Source organism: Yinghuangia sp. YIM S10712, assembly GCF_051388935.1.
GTDB lineage: Bacteria > Actinomycetota > Actinomycetes > Streptomycetales > Streptomycetaceae > Yinghuangia.
Genome location: NZ_JBPKBI010000006.1, coordinates 1 through 22,462, shown reverse-complemented (window position 1 = coordinate 22,462; position 22,462 = coordinate 1). Strand labels below are relative to the sequence as shown.

Sequence of the window (22,462 nt, the reverse complement as noted above, 5' to 3'; positions counted from 1 at the left end):
TGTGCAGTATGCCAAGGAAATTTGATCATCTGAAGGCACCGACCGCGGCGAGAATCAGCGAAACCGGAATACGTCTTTCGTTTTTCGAACCGGAATCATGGCCGAAAACGCCGCTCGTGTCGTGACGTTTTTGCTTCCCCCAGCCGCTGCCGTGTTGCTCGATGAGACGGACTGGAGCGTGCTCGACCATGCGTATGGGCCGGCGGTCGGCTACCCGCTACCGCCCTATTCCAGCGAGGACCCGATACCCGACTTGCCCGACCTCCTGCGGCAGTTGTCGGCGTCGGATCCGGCCGTCAGGGCCGACACCTTGGGCCATGTCTGCGCGCTCGCATTCCACCAGAGCAGCTTCTACGGTGTCTCGGCGGTCGTGGGCCGGTACTTGGCCGCGATCCTCGACGATCCGCGTTCCGGGGAAAGCGACGGCGCCCAGCCCAGTCTCCGCGTCAAAATCATCCACTGTCTCCGTGACTTCGCGGAGGACGCCGCGTGGGGCGAACACGACTCCCCTGGGTACAGCTATCCGGAACTGGAAGCCTTCCGCGTGATCCGGCCCGAGTTGTACGCGGCGGTCGCCCGCTACCTGGACGATCCTGACGCCGAGACACGCGATGCCGCCCGCGCCGCGCGTGTGCCGTTGCTGGAGACTCCCACGCTGGCTGACGAACGCAACGCCGCCACTGTGGAGTTGCGCGGCGTGCTCGCCGACGCGACCGACCGGCACGAGCGTGCGACCGCGGTCCTGACCATCGGCGTCGCGTGGCGCCAGGACACCAGTGCCTGTCTGAAGGACTCCGACCCGGCGATCCGCGCCCTTGCCGCGCTCGCCCCGGCATGCGCGGAGAATCCGGACGCCACCCGGGTCCTGCTCGCCGCCCTCGCCAACCCAGTTGCCGCCGACGGCTGGTTCGTCCGACCGCTACCGAAAATTCGGCATCGGTATGTCGCAGGCACTCTGTTCGAGGCCGCTGTCGAACGCACAGCCTCCATCGACGAGTTGCTGCCTGCCGCAGTGGCAGTTCTACCCCATCTGCAAGGCCAGGTTTCCTTCGGCGACTACGGCGTCGGCGGTGCGTCCCGACTGCTGTCGCTCGTTCCAGAGGGCGTCCCGGAGCACGAACACGAACTCACGCCTGACCAAGACGCTGTGCTCACCGCCCTTGCAGCGTCATCACTTTGGGTCTGGGGACCATCCCGCGAAACGCTGCCCCGGATCAAGGCGGAAGATCTTCCGCACATGCTCAACGACGTGCACCTGAACGAACACCTGGACCGGCGCAGTACGCATCCCCGGCCGGGTGGTTACTCGCCAGAGCCGCCCTGGCTCAGTTAGTTCCCGTCTTGCTCCGGGCTGGGGGTACGCTCGCCGCCGAGGCAACGGGGACGGGGATCTCCGCCCACACGACCTTGCCGCACGACCTGCGCTCCGAGCCCCACGTGCCGAGCGCTTCGAGCAGCGCCAGGCCTCGGCCATGGACGTCGCTGAGGTCCGCGTCACCACGCGAGGGGATCAGCGGATCCTTGTCGATCACCTCGATGCGGACGGCGGTTCCGGTCCAGGCAACGCTGACCCCGATCGTGGATGTCCAGGCGTGGTCGACGCCGTTGGTGACGAGTTCGGAAGCGCAGACGGCGATGTCGTCGAAGGCGTCAGCGTCGTCGCACACCTTCCATTCGCGGACGGCGGCGAGGACTTGACGCCGCATCAGGGGGACGAAGGCGGGCTCGGCGGGGACCCACCATTGGCGGGGTTCGGGGAGCACAGACGGCATGGCGCACCTCTGAAATGACTCAAGTCTCAACGGACACGCTCTGATGTGATTCGGCTACCATGCGTGTCAGATGGAATTGACTGCAAGTCTTGCTGACATCAAGTCACTCGATCGAGCTATCCGTGTCCCGTTCACCCAGGGGAGCCACCATGCCTGCTGGCGGAAAGCCGACTGTTCGCTCACGACGTCTGGGCGCCGAACTGCGTCGGCTTCGCGAAAGCCATGACCTGACGATGCTGCAAGTCTCGCAAGTGCTGGGATGTAGCGAGGCCAAGATCAGCCGGATGGAGAACGGCATCGTGACCACGCGTGTCGGTGAACTCCTCTTGATGCTCGATACCTACGCCGTGAGCGACGAGCATCAGCGCCGGTACCTCGAACACCTGGCACGGAACAGCAACAAGGAGGGTTGGTGGGAGTCCTACGGGGACACGATTCCCCCGCACTACGCGGAGTTCATCGGACTTGAGACCGACGCGAGCTACATCCGGACATGGCAGGTGACCAACGTGCCGGGGCTACTCCAAACCGAGGGCTACACACGCGCGCTGCTTCAGTCGAACCCGGCGCTCATCTCCCGCGACAAGGCCGACCAGCTCGTCGACATCCGACAAGAGCGCCGCCGACACCTGCTGACCAATGCGACCTCACGGTTCCACGCGATCATCTGGGAGCCCGCGCTGACGGGCAGACTCGGTGGCGCATCCGTTTGGCGGCCGCAGATCGAAGCGCTGTTGGAAGCAGTCGAGCTGCCGCACGTTCAACTGCAGGTTCTTCCACTCAGCCCGTCGGAATACGCTTGTATGTCAGCACCATTCGTCATCTTCTCGTTCGGAAGTGACACCATCGGAAGCACAGTTTTCCTGGAAAACGCCACGAGCAGCCACTATTTGGACAGCACCGCAGAGGTCTCCGGCTACACGCTGGTCTTCGACTCCCTGCGCTCTGCGGCCCTCAGCACCACGGACACCTCCCGCTTCCTACGCGACTTGCTTGCCGATCCAGATCGAGACGGGTAACGATGAGCGCAAGTAACAACCGGATCAGTTGGATCAAGTCCACCTATTCTGACAGTTACGCCAACTGCGTTGAGGTAGCCGCTGCACCACCCGGAGAGCCCCGCGCGAAGTTCGTCAAGTCTTCATACTCCGCAACCGGCGGGGACTGCGTCGAGGTGGCCCCCAACCACCCCGCCATCCTCGTCCGCGACTCCAAGGATCACCGCCACCCCCAACTCGCCTTCCCCACCCCACACTGGGTCGGCTTCACCCGGCGGCTCGCCGGCCGCTGAACGCCCGGCTCCGCGCGTTGAGACGCACGAATCCCGCGCAGGGACACGGGATTTGTACATCTCAACGCTCGCCGCCCCTGCCGCGGTGATCGGGAAGTGCCGCGTTGGGCAATGCGGTTGCTGTAGGTCGGGCCCTCGGTGTGGCGGACGCGTGACGACAACGAGTGGGGTCTTCGTCCGGTTCGTTGGTTGGCGCGCTTGCGAGCGGCTACGCTTCGTGGTGGATCAACAACACAAATGACCCCGGCGGTGTTGGCGCACCCCGGGGCATGGCACGAAGAAAGCAGCTCTTCAATGCGAGTTCAGCTTACCCGGCGTACGCGCGCGTTCAGCGTGCTCGGCAACGACGTCCTCCAGGATCCCGGGATCAGTTACCCCGCCCTCGGCGTCCTCGTCCACTTGCTGTCCCTTCCCGACGGCGCGCGCATCGACGTACGCGTCCTCGCCGACCGTCGCGCCGGCCTGGGGCGGCAGGGCGTGGCGAACGCGCTCGACGAACTGGTGAAGGCCGATTACTACGTGCGGCGTACCGTCCGGGACTCCGAAACCGGCCGCATCCGCACCGAGACACTGATCCGTGACACCCGGCACGACACCGGGTCCACCAAGCCGCCGCTTCCCGCACCGACGGGAACCGGCCGCCCGGCGAAGGGTGCACCGGGAACGTTCCCTGACGGGAAAAAGACCCCAGGTAAAAAAGCCTGGCGCACCTCGCCGAAAACTGGCTCTCCACCGGCGTCTCCGAACCGGACAGCCGAGCCCTCCTCACCGAAGGACTCCCTCAAGTCATCCGCAACCCCCGCGCGTTGCTCGCCGACCGCCTCACCCGCAAACTGCCCAACCCGCGCCGGGAATCGGCCACACGCACACCCGCGCTCGCCGAGTGCCGTGCCTGCCGCGATCCTCTGCCACGCGGCCACAGCACCGCCGTGTGCGGCCCATGCTCCGGCGCGGCCACCCCCGCACCACCACCACCACGGCCGGAGACGGAAGCATTTGCCGCACGCGTTACCCAACTGCGAGCGATGGTGAGATCCCAGCGCGCTGTGGCCCTCGCCGCAATGTGAGGGGGTTCCCGTATGTCCAAAACCCTGGTCGACGTCGACAACGACATGCTGGCCTTTACTCAACACCGGCTGGGAACCACCACAAAACGAGACACCATCAACCGCGCGCTGGCCATAGCGGCAGCGATCAGCGCCGACGACCGTGCGCGCGCCTTGCGGTGGTTGCAGGAGAACGCCGAAGCGTTCCTGGATTTCGACGTACTGGAAGAACGCGAGCGATCCGGACTGTGACATACCTCGCCGACACCTCCGCGGTGTGGCGCGTCCTGCGCAAACAACTCGGCTCTCCGTAGACGGAGAACGTGGCTCGCGGCCTTGTCGCCATCTGCGCGCCGGTGGAGGCCAAGCTGATGCCCGGCCTGCGTACCGACCGCGACTACGAGCCTTTCTTCAGCATGCTTGGCCAAACCTTCGCCTGGGTTCCAACGATCGAGGACCCTTGGCCGCGAATCATCGGGGTGCAGCGCGATTTGGCGCGCATCGGCCACCATCGGGGCCCGTCGCCCATAGACATCCTGATCGCGCTCACAGCCGAGCACCACCGGCTGACGCTGCTCCACGTCGACGACGACTTCGCCGCGGTCGCCAAGGTGCGCCCGGATATTCGAATGCTTCGTTTGCAACCCCGAGTCTGACCCCGCGATTGGACGAACGGATCACGCGCGGCTGCGGTCCTTGTCTCGCACGCGTTCACTCCTCGGCCCGCGCGCGTACGAGCAAGTCGTCCACAGCATCGCGGCGTACTGGTTGCGGGGGCGGCGCCACACCGGCCTCTGCCGGCCGCGCTTCCATGTCTCCGACCTTCTCGCCGACGAGTCGGGCAACCACTCGCACCCGATCCGCCCCTCCGCATACGCCTTTATCGCCGCTCAAGGATCCGCCGAGGGGGTCGCGGGTGCATGGCCACATCGCGTTCCGCCTGGTATTGCGGGCCCCACCCGAACCGCTGAGCGAGTCCGGCGCCCGTCGGCCCCTACGATTTCGGCCGACGAAGGTCCGACGACCTCCCTCGGGTACCGTCCCCGCGTCCGGGCCGCCGGGGTGATCGCCCAATCCACCGATGGGGCTCAGCCCCAGGGCGGGCCTGCGGTGAGGCCGCCGTCGATGACGAACTCGGAGCCGGTGGAGTAGGAGGAGTCGTCGGAGGTGAGGAAGAGGGCGAGTTTGGCTACTTCCTCGGGTTGGCCGACGCGGGGGATCGGGAGGTTGCCGTAGATGTTGCCGAGGGAGGTGTCGTCTCTGACGAGGCCGTCGACGCTTTCGGGGCGGGTCATCGGGGTGTCGATTCCGCCGGGATGGATGGAGTTGACGCGGATGCCGACGCGGCCGAGTTCGAGGGCGGCGGCCTTGGTCATGCCTCGTACCGCGAATTTGGTCGCGGTGTAGCCGACCATTCCGGCGAGGCCTTGGAGGCCGCTGCTGGACGAGGTGTTGACGATGGTGCCGCCGCCGGCTGCGGTCAGAGCGGGGATGACGGCCTTCATGCCGAGGAAGACGCCGACCTGGTTGACGTTCACGATGTGCATGTACTCGTCGAGGGACGTGTCGACGATGGCGCCGAAGCGCAGGATTCCGGCGTTGTTGATCAGGCCGTCGAGTTTGCCGAAGGCGGAGACGGCATCGGCGACGGCGGTGGTCCAGTCGGCTTCGGAGGCGACATCGAGGTGGGTGTAGCGGGCGGCGTCGCCGAGCACGACGCGGGCGCCTTCGGCGACGAACAGGCGGGCCTCGGCTTCGCCTTGGCCCCGCGCGGCGCCGGTGATGAGGATGACGCGGCCGTCGAGTTTGCCCATGGGAACGTTCCTTCCGGTGAAACGCGCGCGTGGGAGAGGTGCGTTCGGCGGTGCGAAGAGCTGATGGACCGTCAAGAGGCGCTGAGCGAGCGGGGGCGCGGTCCGGGTCACGGTACGACGGCCGACGTGCTGGTGCCAGAGGCGGCGATGGGGAGGAATTGGGTTTGCCGGTCCGGCTGCCGTCGACGACAGTTGGCGCACGGCGCAGGGTCTTCCCTGACGCAGCGTCAGATGGCATCGTGTGCGGGCATCACTGTCGGCGACCTCGGAGGCTGCGGTGGTTCTGGACCCTTCGACAGTGCTGCTTCAGGGGCGCACGGCTGTCGTGACCGGCGCGGCGCGGGGTATCGGCGCGGCCACAGCTGCCGCGCTCGCGCGGTTCGGGGCGGATGTCGCGGTGTGCGACCGGGAGGACATGGGCGCGACGGTGAAGGCCGTCGAAGAGGCCGGGCGGCGCGTGTACGCGGCGACGGTCGATGTGCGGGAAGAAGATGCCGTCCGGACGTTTCTGACGGCCTCGTATGCGGAGTTCGGAGCGTTCGATGTTCCATGAGGTGGAGAGACGCAGGCGTACTGACATTGCATCAGATCTGACGTAGTGTCAGCTAGCCGTCGTGGAGGGATGAGCATGGGCTTCAAGGAGTACCCGATCCGGGCGACCGGGATGCTGTTCACCGCGGTCGACCCCGAGCGCGGCCACGAAGTCGAGTACCACCGCTGGTACGAGCGCGACCACTTCTACGCCGGCTGCATGATCGGCCCCGGCATGCTCGCGGGCAAACGGTGGGTGGCCACCCGGGAGTTGAAGGAGCTGCGCTTCCCGGCCGAGTCGGATTTCGTGCCGGCCGTGGACGCGGGTTCGTTTCTCGCCGTCTACTGGGTCAACGAGGGCCAGTGGGACGAGTGGAACACATGGGCCGTCGAGCAGGTCAACTGGCTCTACTCACACGACCGCGGCTTCCCGAACCGCGTGCACGCGCACACCGGCATGTACCTCCACGACCGGCGCTGGTACCGCGACGACGACCCGGTGCCGCTCGAACTCGCACTCGACCACGGATACCAGGGCCTCGTCTCACTCGCGGTGCAGCGCGCCGACGGGGTCTCGCAGACCGAGCTGGAGACCTGGTTCGATACGAACCTGCCTGAGTTCCTTGCCGGTTCGCCCATCGAGTCGGTCGCCGCCTGGACCGCGGTGCCGCTCGCCGACGACGCCCCGGCCTTCGTCCCGCGCGACCCGAACGCCGCCACGCGCAGTCTCCAGCTCTACTTCCTCGTCGAAGACCCGCGCGAGAACTGGGATGCCTTCCGCTCGTGGGCCGACCGAATCAACACATCCGGCATCGGCACGGTGACATTCGCCGCGCCGTGGATCCCCACCGTCCCCGGGCGCGACACGTACACCGACCAGCTGTGGTGAACGCGGTCACAGCAGTTCGGGGGTGTTTCTCTGCTCGGCCGCGCCGTCCGGCCGCGGCGGACTCCCGGCCGGGGGGCGGCCCATGCGGCTGTGCTTGCGGCTGTACGCGAAGTAGATGACGAATCCGGCGGCCATCCACACCAGGAACCGCCACCACGTCTCGACCGGCAGGTTGACCATCAGCCACAGGCACGCGAGAACCGACGCGATCGGCAGATACGGCACCCACGGGGTACGGAACGAGCGCGGCAGGTCCGGGCGCGTGCGTCGCAGGATGATGACCCCGATCGATACCACGACGAACGCGAACAGCGTGCCGATGTTGACGAGCTCGGCGAGCTGCTTGAGCGGGATCAGGCCCGCGACCACCGCAACGACCGTCCCGAGCGCGATGGTCGAGCGATAGGGCGTGCGGTAGACCGGGTGTGTCTCGCCGAAGAACTTCGGCAGCAGTCCGTCGCGGCTCATCGCGAAGAACACCCGGCTCTGCCCCAGCAGCATGATCATCGTCACCGATGTCAGACCGGCCACCGCGCCCGTGTTGATCACCCATGCCCAGTTCCCGTGCCCGGTCGCCTTGAAGGCGTCGGACAGCGGTGCGTCCGTGGACAGTTCGGAATAGTGCTGCATGCCGGTGACGACGAGTGAAACCGCGACGTACAACACCGTGCAGATCGCCAGCGAACCCAAAATGCCGATCGGCAGGTCGCGTTGCGGCCTCTTGGTCTCCTCGGCGGCGCTCGCGACGATGTCGAAGCCGATGTACGCGAAGAAGACGGTCGCCGCGCCGAAGAAGATCCCCATGACACCGAACGTCGACGCCTCGAACCCGCTGATCCATTCGATCAACGGCTGCTTGAGACCGCCGTTGGCGTCCTCGGGCGGCTGCTTGTCGGGGATGAACGGCGAGTAGTTGTCCGCCTTGATGAAGAACATCCCCGCGAAGATCACCAGCAGCACGGCGGTGACCTTGATGGCGACGATGATCGCGGTGAAGCGCGAGGACAGCTTCACGCCGTACACCAGGATCGCGGTCAGCGCGAGCACCAGCAGCGTCGCGGGGAGGTTGAAGCCCCAGTCGTCCTCCGTGCCGCCGTTGAGCGCGCTGGGCAGCGTCACATCGGCGGACGCCAGCAGGGACTGCACGTACCCGGACCAGCCGACCGCGACGACCGCGGCCCCCAAGGCGAGTTCGAGGATCAGGTCCCACCCGATGATCCACGCCGGCAGCTCGCCGATCGAGGTGTACGCGAATGTGTACGCCGAACCGGCCACCGGGACCGTCGACGAGAACTCCGCGTAGCACAGGGCCGCGAGCGCGCACACCACGCCGCTGGCGATGAAGGACAGCGCGACCGCGGGCCCCGCCGTGTCCCGCGCGACCGTGCCGGTGAGCACGAAGATGCCGGTTCCGATGATGACGCCGACACCGAACACCGTCAGATCGAGCGCGGACAACGCGCGCTTGAGGCCGTGCTCCGGATCGTCCGTGTCCCGGATCGACTGCTCGACGGACTTGGTCCGGAACGCGGACTTGCTCCTGGACGGTTTTGTCCCGGAAGGACTTGAGGCACCCATGGCCTGATCCCCGCTTCGCTCGGTGTCAGGTCATGGATAGTCGACCAGGCCCAAGGGATTCGCCTGTCGCGGTCGGCGCGTACGGGTGAATCGTCACGCGGATGGCCGGGGGCGGGTTTGAACGCGCGGGCACCAGGCGCAGGCCGAGGCGGGCGGCGCGGAGCCGCGCGACCGTCACGGGCGGCGCGAAGAAGGCGTGTGGAGCGGGGAGTTGGGACTGAAGCTTCCTCAGCCGCGTCACCAGGAAGCCTACGGGTCACCCAGTCGCGCAAACAGCCGCACGAGGCCGCAAGTTCGGACAGCAGAAAACACCGCCGCACTCGCGCAAAACCCGCGGGGCCACTCCGCGCCGCGAAGTGGCCCCCCACTGCCAGTGGTTCAGACGGCTTTCGACTTCCCTGCCGTCACGATGCCTGCGGCGCCGCCTCGTCCTGCGGGTCGGCCGGGCTCACGGCAAGCCGTGCGACCTCCTCGACCAACTGCCGTGAGATGTCCTGGGCGTTCAGGCCCACGCGCTCGAAGATCGCCTTCGGCGCCGCGTGGTCCAGGAACTCGTTCGGCAGGCCGAAGTCGCGCAGTGGGACGTCGACACCCGCGTCGCGCATGGCCTGCGCGATCATCGTGCCCACTCCCCCGGCGCGCCCGTTGTCCTCAAGCGTCACGACGAGCCGGTGCCGCGCCGCGAGACCCGGAAGCGCGGGGTCGACCGGCTTGACCCAGCGCGGGTCCACGACCGTCGAGACGATGCCCTGGTCGGCCAGCCGGTCCGCGATCTCCACGCCGCACTCGGCCATCGTGCCGACGGTGACGATCAGGACGTCGCCGCCTTCGCCCTCGCCGTTGCGCTCCGGCCCGGTCCGCCGCAGCACGTCCATGCCGCCGATCCGGCCGACCGCGTCGATGTCCGGCCCGACCGTGCCCTTCGCGAAACGCACGACGGTCGGCGCGTCGTCGACGTCCAGCGCCTCGCGCAACTGTGCGCGCACCTGCGCCGCGTCGCGCGGTGCGGCGAGCCGCAGGCCCGGCACGACCTGGAGGATCGACATGTCCCACATGCCGTTGTGGCTCGCCCCGTCGAAACCGGTCACCCCGGCCCGGTCCAGCACGAACGTCACACCGCACTTGTGCAGCGCGCAGTCCATGAGCACCTGGTCGAACGCGCGGTTGAGGAACGTCGCGTAGACCGCGACCACCGGGTGCAGGCCGCCGAGCGCGAGACCCGCGGCGGAGGTGACCGCGTGCTGCTCGGCGATCCCGACGTCGAACGTGCGGTCGGGGTACTTCGCGGCGAACTTGTGCAGGCCCACGGGGATGAGCATCGCGGCGGTGATGCCCACGACGTCGTCGCGTTCGCCGCCTACCTTGACCATTTCGTCGGCGAACACCGAGGTCCACGACTGGCCCGACGCCTTGGCGATCGGCAGACCGGTCTCGGGGTTGATGACGCCGACCGCGTGGAACTGGTCCGCCTCGTCGTTGCGGGCCGGGTCGTAGCCTCGGCCCTTCTGCGTGATGGCGTGCACGATGACCGGGCCGCCGAAGCCCTTCGCGCGCTGTAGCGCCTGCTCCACCTGGTCGGTGTCGTGGCCGTCGACCGGGCCGATGTACTTCAGGCCGAGGTCTTCGAACAGGCCCTGCGGGGCGACGAAGTCCTTCAAACCCTTCTTGGCGCCGTGCAGGAAGTCGTACACCGGGCCACCGACGACGGGGGTGCGGCCGAGCACGTCCTTGCCCCAGCCGAGGAACCGCTCGTAGCCGCGCGTCGTGCGCAGCGTCGCGAGGTGGTTCGCCATGCCGCCGGTGGTCGGGGCGTACGAACGCTCGTTGTCGTTGACGACGATGATCACCGGGCGGTCCTTGGCCGCGGCGATGTTGTTGAGCGCCTCCCACGCCATGCCGCCGGTCAGCGCTCCGTCGCCGATGACCGCGACCACGTGCCGGTCGTCGAGCCCGCGCACCTGGTACGCCTTGGCGAAGCCGTCGGCGTACGACAGCACCGTCGATGCGTGGGAGTTCTCGATGACGTCGTGCTCGGACTCGGCCTGGCTCGGGTAGCCGGAGAGGCCGCCCTCCTTGCGCAGCGCGGAGAAGTCGTGCCGGCCGGTCACGATCTTGTGCACGTAGCTCTGGTGGCCGGTGTCCCACAGGATCTTGTCGCGCGGTGAGTCGAAAACGCGGTGCAGAGCCAGCGTGAGCTCCACCACGCCGAGGTTGGGGCCGAGGTGCCCGCCCGTCCTGGACACGGAGTCCACCAGGAAGTCGCGGATCTCGTCGGCGAGATCGGTGAGCTGCTCCGGAGAGAGCGCCTTGAGATCACGGGGTCCTCGAATGCTCTCCAGCAGGCCCACCCGTACCTCCTCAATCGGTCGATCGCGGAACTCGCCCGTCCCCCGGGCGGGAAACGCACCTACCGAGTCTAGACGCGGGAAGCGCCGCCGCTGGTTCGCCTCCGGAATTCGGTGCGACCGGGACGGCGGCTTCGGCGTGCGCGAAGTGGCGTGATACACACGCCCGGGACCGCGGACACGCCGACGGATCGTTGGGCTTCCGGCCCCGCCCGGTGAATTCGAGCCGATCAAACCCCGGTCGTGATTCAGCGGAGACCCGCCGCGCGGCACGCGTCCGCGTACTGGGGTGTGCAGATATCGGCGACGCTGTAGTACGGCTCGCGGATGACGGTGTCCTCAAGGTCGGCGCGGGTCACGGGGACCGGTTCGAGGATGGCCGCGGCGACCTCGACGGTGCCGTTGCTCCTGCGCTGGTTCGCTTTCGCGTACGGCACGCCGGTCGCCGCGGCGATCGCCATGGCGGCGGCGGTCTGGGCCTCGGGCAGGTAGGGCTTGAACACCGTCATGTACTGGTCGCCCGCGACGATGCGGCGGAGGGCCGCGAGTTCGGCGTCCTGGCCGGTGACCGGCGGCAGGGGGTGGAAGCCGGCCGCCTTGAGTGCCGCGATCACGCCGCCGGCCGTGCGGTCGTCGGCGGCGTGGACACCGGCGACCTTGCCGGGGCCGCCGAGAGCGTTGATGGCCTGTCTGGTCTCCTCCCGGGCGATGTCCTCGGACGAGTCGGAGGAACCTGACCGCTCGGGTGTGTCGTACTCACGGCCGATGATCACGTGGCCGTCCAGCACGCCGTGGGCGCCGCGCTTGGTCGCGGCGGCCTCGGGGTCGGTCGGCGAGCCGTTGACCATGATGACCGGCGCGCGTTTGGCGTCGCCGCCGCGTCTGATCGCCTCCAGGAGCGCGGTGCCCTGGATGCGGCCGACGGTCTCGTCGTCGAACGACACGTAGCCGCTGATCGGACCTTCGGCGAACCGGTCGTAGGCGATGACCGGGATGTCCTTGGCCTTCGCCGATTCGACGATCGAGGCGGCGGCCCGGGTGTCGACGGCGTCCAGGACCAGGACGTCGACGCCGCCGGCGAACATCGCCTCGGCTTGCTGGCGCTGGGTGGCGGCCTGCCGCCGGGCGTTGGCGTACCGAACCTCGCAGGCGGGGCACAGTTTCGCGACCGCGGCCTCGAAGAACGGCTTGTCGAAGCGCTCGTAGCGCACCGCGGTGTTGTCCGGCAGCAGCAGGCCGATGCGGAAGCCCTGCGCGCCAGGCGTGCGGTCTCCGCCGGTCACTGCGTTGTCGGCCTGCTCGGCCCGTTCCGGGCGCTTGGCCCCGTCGGCCGGCTCGGCGTGCCTGGTGTCGCTGCACGCCCCCGCACCGAGGACCAGGACGGCCGCGAGGCCCAGGGCCGCCGCATGTCGGGGCAGCGTTTTCACCGGGCCTCCTGGGGACGAGGGAGTTCGGAGGAGCCGTTGCCCGCTTATGACAGGAAAAGTAAGAAAAAGAGAAAAAGACACCTTTTGGGATGACGCGCTCGACCCGGCCGCCCGTCACCCCGCACGCGGGTCAGAGCCTCGGGGTCCATCGCTTTCCGGCCAAAGCCTGCTCGACGAGGCCGACTTCGCGTTCCAGTGCGGCGGTGCGCGAGCCCTCGTACTCATACACCCGCATGACCGCGTCGATCACGTGGGCGTCGACGCGGTCCCGCAGGTCGACACGCGCGGTGCCGTAGCCGTGCCGGGCGGCCTGGAGGGCGGCCTCGACGTGCTGGCGGGCCAGGCGGGCCAGCAGGGCCGGATGGCGTTTCAGCACCTCGTGGCGCCGATACCCGGGCGGGACGAGGTCGTACAACCACGCGACCGCGCTCTCCTGCCAGCCCTCGACCCCCGGCGGGCGCACCCCTCGCGGCCATCCGGGGGGCACGACCCCGTCCTGTCCGCCCGACGCCCGCTCGAAGCGCCCGGGCCGCTCCCACGCAGGCCGCTCCCCCGGCCTCCCGGTCGCATCCCGCCCATTCGCTCCGTACATACGTTCGATTATGACTCGTCTCTGACCGAAAATGCACCGCGAGGGGACACGATCCATGTCATCGCGAGTCGGGGCGCAGCGCGACCCGTGTCCACGCGCGGGACCGGAGCGGAGCGCCGAGCGGACAGCGGCATCCGCGATCGGCGTGACTCCCGCCCTGGGGCGGGCGTCCCGGAGACGGAACGGGCCGGTCCTCCGTGGGAGGACCGGCCCGTTCGCGGTGAAGTCTCAGCGCGCTCGCGTCACTTGGCGACGAGGGAGCGCAGGACGTACTGCATGATGCCGCCGTTGCGGTAGTAGTCGGCCTCGCCCGGGGTGTCGATGCGGACGACCGCGTCGAACTCCACGCCGGTGTCGGTGGTGACCTTGACCGTCTTGGGCGTGCGGCCCTCGTTGAGTTCGGTGATGCCGGCGATGGAGAACGTCTCCGAACCGGTCAGCCCCATGGTGTCGGCGCTGTGGCCGGCCGGGAACTGGAGGGGGATGACGCCCATGCCGATGAGGTTCGAGCGGTGGATGCGCTCGTACGATTCGGCGATGACGGCCTTGACGCCGAGCAGCGAGGTGCCCTTCGCGGCCCAGTCGCGCGACGAGCCGGAGCCGTACTCCTTGCCGGCCAGGACGACCAGCGGGATGCCGGCGGCCTGGTAGTTGACCGACGCGTCGTAGATCGTCGTCACCGGGGCATCCCCGGCCTGGGAGGACTGCGTGAAGTCCTTCGTGAAGCCGCCCTCGGTGCCCGGCGCGATCTGGTTGCGCAGGCGGATGTTGGCGAAGGTGCCGCGGATCATCACCTCGTGGTTGCCACGACGGGAGCCGTACGAGTTGAAGTCCTTGCGGTCGACGCCGTGCTCCGCGAGGTACTTGCCCGCCGGGCTGTCGGCCTTGATGTTGCCGGCCGGGGAGATGTGGTCGGTGGTGACCGAGTCGCCGAGCTTGGCGAGCACCCGTGCGCCGGAGATGTCGGTGACGGGGGCCGGCTGCATGGTCATGCCCTCGAAGTACGTGGGCTTGCGCACGTACGTCGACTCCGGGTCCCACTCGAAGGTGTCGCCCGTCGGCACGTCCAGCGCCTGCCAGCGGTGGTCGCCCGCGAACACGTCGGCGTAGGAGGCGGTGAACATGTCCTGGTCGATCGAGGACGCCACGACGTCCGCGACCTCCTGGTCGGAGGGCCAGATGTCCTTGAGGTACACCGCGTTGCCTTCGGCGTCCAGGCCCAGCGGCTCGGTGGTGATGTCGAGGTCCATGGAGCCCGCGATCGCGTAGGCGACGACCAGCGGCGGCGACGCCAGGTAGTTCATCTTGACGTCGGGGTTGATCCGGCCCTCGAAGTTGCGGTTGCCCGACAGCACCGAGACCGCGGCGAGGTCGTGCGCGTTGATCGCGGCCGATACCTCCTCGGGCAGCGGGCCCGAGTTGCCGATGCAGGTCACGCAGCCGTAGCCGACCAGGTTGAAGCCCAGCTTCTCCATGTAGGGGAGCAGACCGGCCTTCTCGTAGTAGTCCATGACGACCTTGGAGCCCGGCGCCAGCGTGGTCTTGACCCACGGCTTGACGCTCAGGCCGCGCTCGACGGCCTTCTTGGCCAGCAGGGCGGCGCCCAGCATGACCGACGGGTTCGAGGTGTTGGTGCACGAGGTGATCGAGGCGATCACGACGGCGCCGTGGTCGATCTCGTACGTCGTGCCGTCGGGCGCGGTGACCGCCGTCGGCTTCGTCGGGCGGACGCCGTTGGCGGGGGCGTCGGAGGCCGGGAAGGACTCCTTGCCGGCCTCGTCCTCCTCGGCGACGTAATCCGGCAGCGCGGCACGGAACTTGGCCTTGGCCTCGGACAGCACGACGCGGTCCTGCGGGCGCTTGGGGCCGGAGATCGACGGGACGACGGTCGACACGTCGAGCTCGATGTACTCGGAGTACTCCGGCTCGCGGGCCGGGTCGTGCCACAGGCCCTGCTCCTTGGCGTACGCCTCGACGAGCGCGAGCTGCTGCGCGGAACGGCCGGTCAGACGCAGGTAGTTGATGGTCTCGCCGTCGATCGGGAAGATCGCGCAGGTCGAGCCGAACTCCGGCGACATGTTGCCGAGGGTGGCGCGGTTGGCGAGCGGGACCGCGCCGACGCCCTCGCCGTAGAACTCGACGAACTTGCCGACGACGCCGTGCTTGCGCAGCATGTCGGTGATCGTGAGGACGAGGTCGGTCGCGGTGACGCCGGCCTGGAGCTTGCCGGTCAGCTTGAAGCCGACGACGCGCGGGATGAGCATCGAGACGGGCTGGCCGAGCATGGCCGCCTCGGCCTCGATGCCGCCGACGCCCCAGCCGAGCACGCCGAGGCCGTTGACCATCGTGGTGTGCGAGTCGGTGCCGACGCACGTGTCGGGGTACGCCTGGCCACCCCGGACCATAATCGTGCGCGCGAGGCGCTCGATGTTGACCTGGTGCACGATGCCGGTGCCGGGCGGCACGACGGCGAACTCGTTGAACGCGGTCTGGCCCCAGCGCAGGAACTGGTAGCGCTCCTTGTTGCGGCCGTACTCGATGTCGGTGTTGATCTCGAACGCGTCCTGGCGGCCGAAGACGTCGGCGATGACGGAGTGGTCGATGACCATCTCGGCGGGCGCGAGCGGGTTGATCTTCGCCGGGTCGCCGCCCAGTTCCTTGACCGCCTCGCGCATCGTGGCGAGGTCGACCACACACGGCACACCGGTGAAGTCCTGCATGATCACGCGGGCCGGGGTGAACTGGATCTCCTCGCTCGGCTCCGCGTTCGGGTCCCAGCCGCCGAGCGCCCGGATGTGGTCGGCGGTGATGTTGGCGCCGTCCTCGGTGCGGAGCAGGTTCTCCAGCAGGATCTTCAGGCTGTAGGGCAGGCGGGCGCTGCCTTCCACCTTGTCCAGCTTGAAGATCTCGTACGACTCGTCACCCACGTTCAGCGTGGTGCGGGCGTCGAAGCTGTTCGCGGACACGACTGCTCCCATCTCGGTTCCATCGCCGGGCGCCGTAACGGCCCGACGGCGGGGCCCTACGTTTATCTTGACGTCGAGAGAACTCTACTCTACGCCCCACCCGCCCCGGATCGGAGCCCTGTGGCCCGCGGGTCCGCCGTTCCGCACGGCATGTCGAAGCTACGCACTCCGGCGCCCGGCAAACCCGTTCAGGCGGTGGCCTTGCCGGTCTTCTCGGCGCCCATCCCGGAGAAGCCGACGGAGTAGCCGCCCGTCCACCGGCATGAGGATTCCGTTGACATCCTCCCCTCCCTGAAGGGAGGGGATTCCTGGCTCAGGCTGCCTCGGGGAGCGGCGCTCCCCGAGGTCTTACGCCCTCGGCACCAGCCGGGTTGAGACCTGCCCGGACCAGCATCACGCGCGCGGAGTTCTTGTCCCTCGGGGACATGGCTCCGCAGGCGGTGCAGGAGTAGGTACGTTCGGAAAGAGGAAGTGCGTGCTTGGTTCTCGCTCCGCACTGCGCACAGTCCATCGTGGTGTGCGCGGGGTTGACGAGGCGGATGTCCCGCCCGTGCTTGCGGCCCATCTCGACCAGCGCCGCCTTCGTCGCGGCGATCGCCGCGTCGGCGGCCTTCCGGGCCATCGTCGACTTCGCGAGGAACTTCGGCCGGAAGTCCTCCACCGCGACGGCGTCGTGGTCGGTCACGACGCGTTTCGCCCACTTCCGGGCGGTGTCCTGGCGCTGCCGCACGACCTTCTTGTGGATCTTCGCGGCCTGGCGCTGCGCCGCCCGGTACCGCTTCGACGCGGCCTGGCCCCTCGTTGGTTTCCGGCGGGACATCATCCGCTGGTACCGGGCGAGGCTCTGCGCCGCCCGCTTGCCGTGCTCGGGGTGCGGAAGGTCGTGCGCGTCGGATGTCGTGGTCGCGGTTTCCTTGACGCCCCAGTCGACGCCGATCACAGCGCCGGTCTTGCGGAGGGGCTGCGTTTCGGTGGCGACGACGAACGACGCGTACCAGTGCCCGAGGGAGTCCCGGTAGATGCGCACCGACGACGGCACCGACGGGAGTTCGCGGGACCACACCACGGTCATGGTGATGCCGCCCGCGAGGTGCAGCCGTCCGTCGTGGAGGCGGAAGCCCCGGACGGTGTAGTTCAGCGTCGGCAGTGCTTCGCGTTTCTTCTTCACGCGGGGCATCCCGGCGCGCTGCTTCACCGGCAGCCGGGCGGCGATGTCCTTGAGGGCCTTGGCGCGGGATTTCGCGAAGTCGCGGATGGTCTGCTGCTGGGGGACGCTCGCACCATCGCGGAGCCACGGGGTCATCGCGCGGGCGTCGGTGAGCATCTTGTCGAGCTGCGCCGGGCCGCATGTGCGCTTGTCGTCGGGGTGGGTGCGGTTGCGGTCGTGGGTCTGCCGGGATTTGGCGACGCATTCGTTCCAGACCCAGCGGCAGCGGCCCCATTCCGCAAGGAGCGCCGCACGGGCGGTCGACGACACGCGGAGCCGGTAGGTGTACCGGGCACGCCCGGCGTCCCCCGCCTGCCGTTTCGGTGCCGCCATGGCATCATCCTAGTATGGACGCTGACAAGCGTATTTCTCTCCGCCTACCCGCTGACCTGCACAAACGCCTTGTCGAACAAGCCCGGCGCGATCGGCGGTCCCTCAACTCCGAGATCATCCACCTGCTTGAGGCCGCCACCGCCTCGGCCCCACGCGACACCGAATCGCCCTGACGGCGATTCGGTTTCCCTGCCCTGCTCCGCAGTGGTCTGTTTCCTCCCCGGCCTGAAGGCCGGGGCATCCACGGAGGAATCCGGTGACATACGAGGATTCGTCACTGGCCAGGAACAACGCGGCCGAGGCGACGGTCCATCGGTATGCCGGGGAGGCGACGGACACCCGGCGGCGGCTGCGGGGACTCCTGGGAGGCCGGGACGAGGCCGGTCCAGATCGTGCCCGGGCATACGGCGTTGACCCGAATGTTGTCGTCGGCGTAGTCGAGGGCGGCGGCCTTCGTCATCTGGTTGACGCCTGCCTTGGCCGCGCCGTAAAGCCCGTGGTGCTTGAAGCCGACGAGCGCCGTCGCCGAGGAGATGTTGACGATCGAACCTCCGCCGGTCTTGCGCATCGCGATGATGCCGTACTTCATGCAGAAGAAGACCCCGCGCAGGTTCACCCCGTGGACGCGGTCCCAGCTCTCCGTGGTCTGCTCGTGGAGCGGCATCAGCTTGCCGCCGAATCCGGCGTTGTTGACGAGGATGTCGACCCGGCCGAACGCCTCCTCGGCGGTTGCGATCATGCGCTGGACGTCCGCCTCGTCGCTGACGTCCGCCTTGACGCCGACCGCCTTGTCGCCGATCTCCGCGGCGACCTCGATCGCCCGGCCGCTCACGCTGGCACAGAAGACACGCGCGCCTTCGTCGGCGAACCGGTGAGCCATCGCCTTGCCGATCCCCGAGCCCGCGCCCGTGATGACCGCGACCTTGTCCTTCAGGCGCATCGACGCCCTCCTTGGTTCCGTCGTGCCCGCCTTTCAGGCGGGATGAGTCGGGGTGCCCGCTTTTGCCCTTGGGCCGGATTGCATCGCGCGTTTCACCGGGGAGCGCACGCGTCTCGGCGGGCATCCCGGTGTTCGGCGCGCTGTCCAGTACGGGTTCAGTACGGGTTCAGCACGGGTGCAGTGCGGGTGCAGTGCGGGTGCCGTGCGGGTTCAGTGCGTTTGTTCGTCGCGTTGGACCGAGTGGGGGGCGACGGTCCGGAGCATCACCGCGCGGGCGTTGCGAAGATGCGCGGTCATCACCGCGGTGGCCCACTGGGGGTCGCCGGCGCGGAAGGCCGCAACGATTTCAATGTGGTGTGCCAGGCTGCGGCGCATCGACGCATCGTCGTAGGCGTGGAAATTCCGCATGATCAGCGGTGTGCGCACCGCGCCGGCCAAAGCCGCCGCGAAAGCGGGCGCGTCGGCCAGCCGCACCAATTTCCCGTGGAACGCGGTATTCAGCGGCACGAGGGCGTCCCGGTCCTGGTCCGGTCCGGGTGAGCCGACTGCCAGCATGCGTGTGGCCAATTCGTCCAGCTCGGCGATGTCCGCCTCACCGGCCCGGGCAGCGGCCATCCCGGTCAACCGCGGCTCAAGTGTCGCCCGCAATTCAAATACGCTTTCGAGCTCGTCCAGGGACCAACTCGCTACGCGCGCACCGCGGTTGGGCGGAAGCTCCACCAGTGCCTCGGCTGCCAGTTGCCGTAGGGCCTCGCGCACCGGGGTCCGGCTGACCCCGAGTTGTTCGGCCAGTTCCGTTTCGGCAAGGCGGGCGCCGGGCGGAAAGGTATTGTCGAGAATAAGCTCACGGAGGATCTCGACCACCCGCCCGGCCGATGTCACCGCGCGGGCCATCGAGTCACCACCATTCGTCGGAGAATGCGCGCATTCTAGGCGCAGGGACAAGGCGGGCGCAAAGCGTCCGCAACGCCCGGCAATCCGGTGTATCCCTTCACCGACCGGCGGTGTCGGCTTTACCGCGGTCCTGAATATGGGGAGCAAGATCGGGTTCCAGTTCGACGCCGAACGAGCGCAGGACGAAAGCCACCATTTCATACGTGCCCACCGTGAAGACCACGTCCATGAGCTGCTGCTCGTCGAGATCCTCCGCGAGGACTTCCCACGTGTCGTCGCCCACCTTGCCGTCGGTGAGCAGGTCGTCCACCGCACACACCAGGGCGCGGTCGGCCGGCGACCAGACCGGCGCGTCGGGGCCGTCGATGATGCCGGCGACCTCCGCGTCACCCAGGCCCGCCTCCCGGCCGAGGATCACGTGCTGCGCCCATTCGTAGCCGCAGTGCCGAAGGACGGCCACCCGGAGTACGAGAATCTCCCGCTGCCGGACGGAAAGTGACGTGCCGTACAAAATGTGACCGTTGAAGGCGAGGAAGCTTTTGGTCAGTGCCGGATAACGTGCCAGCGTGCCCAACAGGTTCGCCCCAGACTGGCGCCCCTCGGCGGGTTTGTCGCCGAGAGCGGACTTTCGAAATCCGGAGATGAAATCCGTCATCTCCGCAGACCATTCCGCGCGGGGCAGTGGTGATATCCGAGCCATTGCAGTCGTCTCCCTTTTCCGTCGGCGAAGCGCGAGGACCACGACGCCGGTTGTCGGTGGCGCGTTGTCGGTCCGGTGTGCCCCGGCCGCGTGCGCCGGGCGGCGGGGCAGACCGAATCCGCGTGTCGGCATCCGTCCGATTCCGCCGAACCGGTCAGGCGGTTCGACGTACCGTGACTCGCCGACGAGCCGCAGCGGAGACCGCTGCGAAGATCCCGGTCGGGCGTCTCAGGTGTTGCGTCCGCCGTTGACGCCGATGACCTGGCCGGTGACGTAGCTCGCGTCCTCGCTCACCAGGTACGCGCAGGCGCCGGCGATGTCCTCGGGGCGGCCGATCCGGCCGACCGGAGTCCTCTCCGTCTGCTGCTCGACGCTCATCAGGCCGCGCTCGCGGGCTTCCTGAAGCATGGGCGTGTCGATGAAGCCGGGCGGGATCGTGTTGACCGTGATGCCGTACCGGGCGAACTCAAGTGCGAGCGCCTTGGTGAGGCCGACGACGCCCGACTTGGCCGCCACGTAGCCGACCATCCGGGCCACGCCGCTGTGGACACTCGACGAGGAGATGTTGACGATGCGGCCCCAGCCCTCCTCGACCATGCCGGGCAACGCGGCCTGGCAACAGTCGAACGTGCCGGTGAGGTTGATGGCCAGCAGACGGTCCCAGGTCTCCTGGGTCATCTCCAGGAACGGGCCGTCGAGGGTGATCCCGGCACTGTTGACCAGGATCGTCGTCGGGCCGAGCCGCGACCGCACCTCGTCGAGCCCGGCCTCGATACCCGGGCGGTCGGTCACGTCGACGGACAGGCCGATGGCCTTGCCGCCGGCCTCCTCGATCGACGCGGCCGCGGACTGTGCGGCCGCACCGTTGAGGTCGAAGATCGCCACCCGGGCACCGTCGGACGCCAGACGGCGCGCGATGGCCAGGCCGATACCGGAGGCACCACCGGTCACAACCGCTGTACGCTCTGTCACTTGATCGCCTCGTCCCCTACCAGAGTCGTGCGGTGCATCCTGCGCGGCTTGGTGCGGTCGAACGGGGCCGCGCGGTGGAGCAGGCCCAAGTTGTCCCACATCACCGTGTCGCCCACCGACCACGAGTGCCGCAGCACGCGGTCCGGCGCGGTCGCGCGGCGTTCGAGGTCGGCCAGCAGCTCCCGGCCTTCTTCCTTGTCCATCCCGACGATGTGGGATGCCGCCGAACCGAATACCAGCGAGCGCCGGCCCGAGCGGTGCTCCCACACCAGCGGGTGCTCGCGTACCGGCCACGATTCCCAGTCGGCCAACTGCTCCGCTGTGGGTTCCGGGTGGCTCCTGCGCTGGATCGTCTCGAAGGTGTGCACGACGCGCAGGTCGGCGAAGCGCTCTTTCTCCTCGTCGGAAAGGGCGTCGTACGCCGCGTAGGTGCTGGCGAACTCCGTCTCGCCGCCCTTGTCCGCGACCACGCGGGCGGTCAACGCCGCTGCCTTCGCCGGGATTTCGTCCATGGCACCGTCGAAATGCCAATGGTCGTTGCTGGAGTAGTACTTCGCGTTCGGGTTGGCCGGGTCGAAGCTGATCTCGATGACCTCGGGGATCGCGAAGTTCGGCGACCTGACGAGCTCGCCCATCTTGCGGCAGAAGGCCACCTGGGCGTGGTCGTCGATGTGCAGCTCACGGAACAGCAGTACGCCGTACTCCTCCAGCGCCTCCAGGCACGCCGACGGCAGATCGTCGTCGTTCAGCAGACGGTCGACATCGACGTCCAGAATCTCCGCTCCGACGAATTCACTCAGTTTCCTCGTACTGATCGCGGCCATTCTTCGTCCCTCCTTTCTCTTCAGCGGTACGAGCGGTGGAACTTCTTCCGGCGGGCCGCCGCCCGGTCACATTCCTTCCGAGTGCCATGTCGAGTACTCGTGATAGCTCGGCATTTCCTCGGAGTTGGCCTTGGGGTCGACCGCGACGTGGATGACGCCCGGCTTGCCGCTGGCGTACGCGCGCTTGATCGCGGGCGCGATGTCCTCCTCGCGCTCGACGTACTCGCCGTAACAGCCGAAGCCCTCCGCGACCTTGTCCAGGCGGGTCTCGGTGCTCCAGTGGGTGCCGGTCTCGCGCGATCCCTGGCCGAACGTGCGTTTGTAGACGCCGACTTCGAGGC

At 68.2% G+C, this 22,462-nt stretch carries 23 protein-coding genes; 8 read left to right on the top strand and 15 right to left on the bottom strand.

Going from position 1 to position 22,462, the window contains the following annotated elements:
* Positions 1-97 precede the first annotated feature (97 nt).
* A complete protein-coding gene (locus ACRX5W_RS15160; protein ID WP_436788646.1) occupies positions 98-1,333 on the top strand; it encodes a hypothetical protein in 1,236 nt (411 codons plus the stop codon).
* On the opposite strand, the gene ACRX5W_RS15155 is transcribed toward ACRX5W_RS15160, so the two are convergent.
* Positions 1,326-1,772 (bottom strand): ATP-binding protein, encoded by a 447-nt coding sequence (locus ACRX5W_RS15155; protein WP_436788645.1) that lies wholly within the window; start codon positions 1,770-1,772, stop codon positions 1,326-1,328. The two genes, ACRX5W_RS15160 and ACRX5W_RS15155, sit on opposite strands and share 8 nt — an antisense overlap.
* Before the next feature lie 149 nt (positions 1,773-1,921).
* On the opposite strand from ACRX5W_RS15155, the gene ACRX5W_RS15150 reads away from it, so the two are divergent.
* Positions 1,922-2,791, top strand: coding sequence for a helix-turn-helix domain-containing protein (locus ACRX5W_RS15150; RefSeq protein ID WP_436788644.1), 870 nt, complete (start codon positions 1,922-1,924; stop codon positions 2,789-2,791).
* Positions 2,792-2,793: 2 nt separating this feature from the next.
* Positions 2,794-3,063, top strand: a complete 270-nt coding sequence (locus ACRX5W_RS15145; RefSeq protein ID WP_436788643.1) for a DUF397 domain-containing protein — start codon at positions 2,794-2,796, stop codon at positions 3,061-3,063.
* 291 nt (positions 3,064-3,354) lie between these two features.
* Here the strand turns inward: ACRX5W_RS15145 and ACRX5W_RS15140 are convergent, their stop codons facing one another.
* Positions 3,355-3,654 (bottom strand): hypothetical protein, encoded by a 300-nt coding sequence (locus ACRX5W_RS15140; protein ID WP_436788642.1) that lies wholly within the window; start codon positions 3,652-3,654, stop codon positions 3,355-3,357.
* 488 nt (positions 3,655-4,142) lie between these two features.
* Here ACRX5W_RS15140 and ACRX5W_RS15135 point away from each other — a divergent pair, with 488 nt between their 5' ends.
* Positions 4,143-4,361, top strand: a complete 219-nt coding sequence (locus tag ACRX5W_RS15135) for a type II toxin-antitoxin system VapB family antitoxin (RefSeq protein ID WP_436788641.1) — start codon at positions 4,143-4,145, stop codon at positions 4,359-4,361.
* Positions 4,362-4,432: 71 nt separating this feature from the next.
* Positions 4,433-4,765: a PIN domain-containing protein gene (locus tag ACRX5W_RS15130; RefSeq protein WP_436788640.1), complete on the top strand. Its 333-nt coding sequence runs from the start codon at positions 4,433-4,435 to the stop codon at positions 4,763-4,765.
* A 432-nt stretch (positions 4,766-5,197) separates the two neighbouring features.
* Here ACRX5W_RS15130 and ACRX5W_RS15125 read toward each other — a convergent pair whose 3' ends face one another.
* A complete protein-coding gene (locus ACRX5W_RS15125; RefSeq protein WP_436788639.1) occupies positions 5,198-5,923 on the bottom strand; it encodes an SDR family oxidoreductase in 726 nt (241 codons plus the stop codon).
* 325 nt (positions 5,924-6,248) lie between these two features.
* Between ACRX5W_RS15125 and ACRX5W_RS15120 the strand changes: the two genes are divergently transcribed.
* Together ACRX5W_RS15120 and ACRX5W_RS15115 are read left to right on the top strand one after the other, a co-directional pair.
* Entirely contained in the window at positions 6,249-6,476 is a 228-nt protein-coding gene (locus ACRX5W_RS15120; RefSeq protein WP_436788638.1) for an SDR family NAD(P)-dependent oxidoreductase, read from the top strand.
* Positions 6,477-6,551: 75 nt separating this feature from the next.
* Positions 6,552-7,343 carry a hypothetical protein gene (locus ACRX5W_RS15115; protein WP_436788637.1) on the top strand — a complete coding sequence of 264 codons (792 nt, stop codon included), beginning with the start codon at positions 6,552-6,554 and terminating at the stop codon, positions 7,341-7,343.
* Between the two features lie 6 nt (positions 7,344-7,349).
* On the opposite strand, the gene ACRX5W_RS15110 is transcribed toward ACRX5W_RS15115, so the two are convergent.
* The 6 genes from ACRX5W_RS15110 to ACRX5W_RS15085 form a co-directional block, all read right to left on the bottom strand.
* Positions 7,350-8,921 carry an amino acid permease gene (locus ACRX5W_RS15110; RefSeq protein WP_436788636.1) on the bottom strand — a complete coding sequence of 524 codons (1,572 nt, stop codon included), beginning with the start codon at positions 8,919-8,921 and terminating at the stop codon, positions 7,350-7,352.
* 404 nt (positions 8,922-9,325) lie between these two features.
* Complete coding sequence (gene dxs / locus ACRX5W_RS15105; RefSeq protein WP_436788635.1) at positions 9,326-11,269, bottom strand: 1-deoxy-D-xylulose-5-phosphate synthase; 1,944 nt, start codon at positions 11,267-11,269, stop codon at positions 9,326-9,328.
* Positions 11,270-11,514: 245 nt separating this feature from the next.
* A complete protein-coding gene (locus ACRX5W_RS15100; RefSeq protein ID WP_436788634.1) occupies positions 11,515-12,693 on the bottom strand; it encodes a substrate-binding domain-containing protein in 1,179 nt (392 codons plus the stop codon).
* 130 nt (positions 12,694-12,823) lie between these two features.
* Entirely contained in the window at positions 12,824-13,180 is a 357-nt protein-coding gene (locus ACRX5W_RS15095; protein ID WP_436788633.1) for a hypothetical protein, read from the bottom strand.
* 347 nt (positions 13,181-13,527) lie between these two features.
* Positions 13,528-16,251 (bottom strand): aconitate hydratase AcnA, encoded by a 2,724-nt coding sequence (gene acnA, locus ACRX5W_RS15090; RefSeq protein WP_436788910.1) that lies wholly within the window; start codon positions 16,249-16,251, stop codon positions 13,528-13,530.
* A 313-nt stretch (positions 16,252-16,564) separates the two neighbouring features.
* The gene (locus tag ACRX5W_RS15085) at positions 16,565-17,791 is read right to left on the bottom strand and encodes an RNA-guided endonuclease InsQ/TnpB family protein (protein ID WP_436788632.1); all 1,227 of its coding nucleotides are present in this window, start codon (positions 17,789-17,791) and stop codon (positions 16,565-16,567) included.
* Positions 17,792-17,805: 14 nt separating this feature from the next.
* Between ACRX5W_RS15085 and ACRX5W_RS15080 the strand changes: the two genes are divergently transcribed.
* Entirely contained in the window at positions 17,806-17,964 is a 159-nt protein-coding gene (locus ACRX5W_RS15080) for an Arc family DNA-binding protein (RefSeq protein ID WP_436788631.1), read from the top strand.
* A 101-nt stretch (positions 17,965-18,065) separates the two neighbouring features.
* On the opposite strand, the gene ACRX5W_RS15075 is transcribed toward ACRX5W_RS15080, so the two are convergent.
* The 6 genes from ACRX5W_RS15075 to ACRX5W_RS15050 form a co-directional block, all read right to left on the bottom strand.
* Entirely contained in the window at positions 18,066-18,731 is a 666-nt protein-coding gene (locus tag ACRX5W_RS15075) for an SDR family NAD(P)-dependent oxidoreductase (RefSeq protein WP_436788630.1), read from the bottom strand.
* A 210-nt stretch (positions 18,732-18,941) separates the two neighbouring features.
* Complete coding sequence (locus ACRX5W_RS15070; protein ID WP_436788629.1) at positions 18,942-19,625, bottom strand: GntR family transcriptional regulator; 684 nt, start codon at positions 19,623-19,625, stop codon at positions 18,942-18,944.
* Between the two features lie 97 nt (positions 19,626-19,722).
* A complete protein-coding gene (locus ACRX5W_RS15065; RefSeq protein WP_436788628.1) occupies positions 19,723-20,280 on the bottom strand; it encodes a carboxymuconolactone decarboxylase family protein in 558 nt (185 codons plus the stop codon).
* A 273-nt stretch (positions 20,281-20,553) separates the two neighbouring features.
* Entirely contained in the window at positions 20,554-21,297 is a 744-nt protein-coding gene (locus tag ACRX5W_RS15060; protein WP_436788627.1) for an SDR family NAD(P)-dependent oxidoreductase, read from the bottom strand.
* Positions 21,294-22,121 carry a TauD/TfdA dioxygenase family protein gene (locus ACRX5W_RS15055; protein WP_436788626.1) on the bottom strand — a complete coding sequence of 276 codons (828 nt, stop codon included), beginning with the start codon at positions 22,119-22,121 and terminating at the stop codon, positions 21,294-21,296. Before ACRX5W_RS15055 ends, ACRX5W_RS15060 begins: the two co-directional genes overlap by 4 nt.
* Positions 22,122-22,187: 66 nt before the next feature.
* On the bottom strand, positions 22,188-22,462 hold a 275-nt coding region (locus tag ACRX5W_RS15050; protein ID WP_436788625.1), incomplete at its 5' end, for a thiamine pyrophosphate-dependent enzyme.

Excerpts from the sequence above, each read along its gene's own strand:
- ACRX5W_RS15075 (WP_436788630.1), bottom strand. The coding sequence starts at position 18,731 with ATGCGCCTGAAGGACAAGGTCGCGGTCATCACGGGCGCGGGCTCGGGG.
- ACRX5W_RS15085 (WP_436788632.1), bottom strand. The coding sequence starts at position 17,791 with ATGGCGGCACCGAAACGGCAGGCGGGGGACGCCGGGCGTGCCCGGTAC.
- ACRX5W_RS15160 (WP_436788646.1), top strand. The coding sequence starts at position 98 with ATGGCCGAAAACGCCGCTCGTGTCGTGACGTTTTTGCTTCCCCCAGCC.
- ACRX5W_RS15055 (WP_436788626.1), bottom strand. The coding sequence starts at position 22,121 with ATGGCCGCGATCAGTACGAGGAAACTGAGTGAATTCGTCGGAGCGGAG.
- ACRX5W_RS15065 (WP_436788628.1), bottom strand. The coding sequence starts at position 20,280 with ATGACGGATTTCATCTCCGGATTTCGAAAGTCCGCTCTCGGCGACAAA.
- ACRX5W_RS15080 (WP_436788631.1), top strand. The coding sequence starts at position 17,806 with ATGGACGCTGACAAGCGTATTTCTCTCCGCCTACCCGCTGACCTGCAC.
- ACRX5W_RS15125 (WP_436788639.1), bottom strand. The coding sequence starts at position 5,923 with ATGGGCAAACTCGACGGCCGCGTCATCCTCATCACCGGCGCCGCGCGG.
- ACRX5W_RS15145 (WP_436788643.1), top strand. The coding sequence starts at position 2,794 with ATGAGCGCAAGTAACAACCGGATCAGTTGGATCAAGTCCACCTATTCT.
- ACRX5W_RS15115 (WP_436788637.1), top strand. The coding sequence starts at position 6,552 with ATGGGCTTCAAGGAGTACCCGATCCGGGCGACCGGGATGCTGTTCACC.
- ACRX5W_RS15150 (WP_436788644.1), top strand. The coding sequence starts at position 1,922 with ATGCCTGCTGGCGGAAAGCCGACTGTTCGCTCACGACGTCTGGGCGCC.
- ACRX5W_RS15070 (WP_436788629.1), bottom strand. The coding sequence starts at position 19,625 with ATGGCCCGCGCGGTGACATCGGCCGGGCGGGTGGTCGAGATCCTCCGT.
- ACRX5W_RS15135 (WP_436788641.1), top strand. The coding sequence starts at position 4,143 with ATGTCCAAAACCCTGGTCGACGTCGACAACGACATGCTGGCCTTTACT.
- ACRX5W_RS15110 (WP_436788636.1), bottom strand. The coding sequence starts at position 8,921 with ATGGGTGCCTCAAGTCCTTCCGGGACAAAACCGTCCAGGAGCAAGTCC.
- ACRX5W_RS15155 (WP_436788645.1), bottom strand. The coding sequence starts at position 1,772 with ATGCCGTCTGTGCTCCCCGAACCCCGCCAATGGTGGGTCCCCGCCGAG.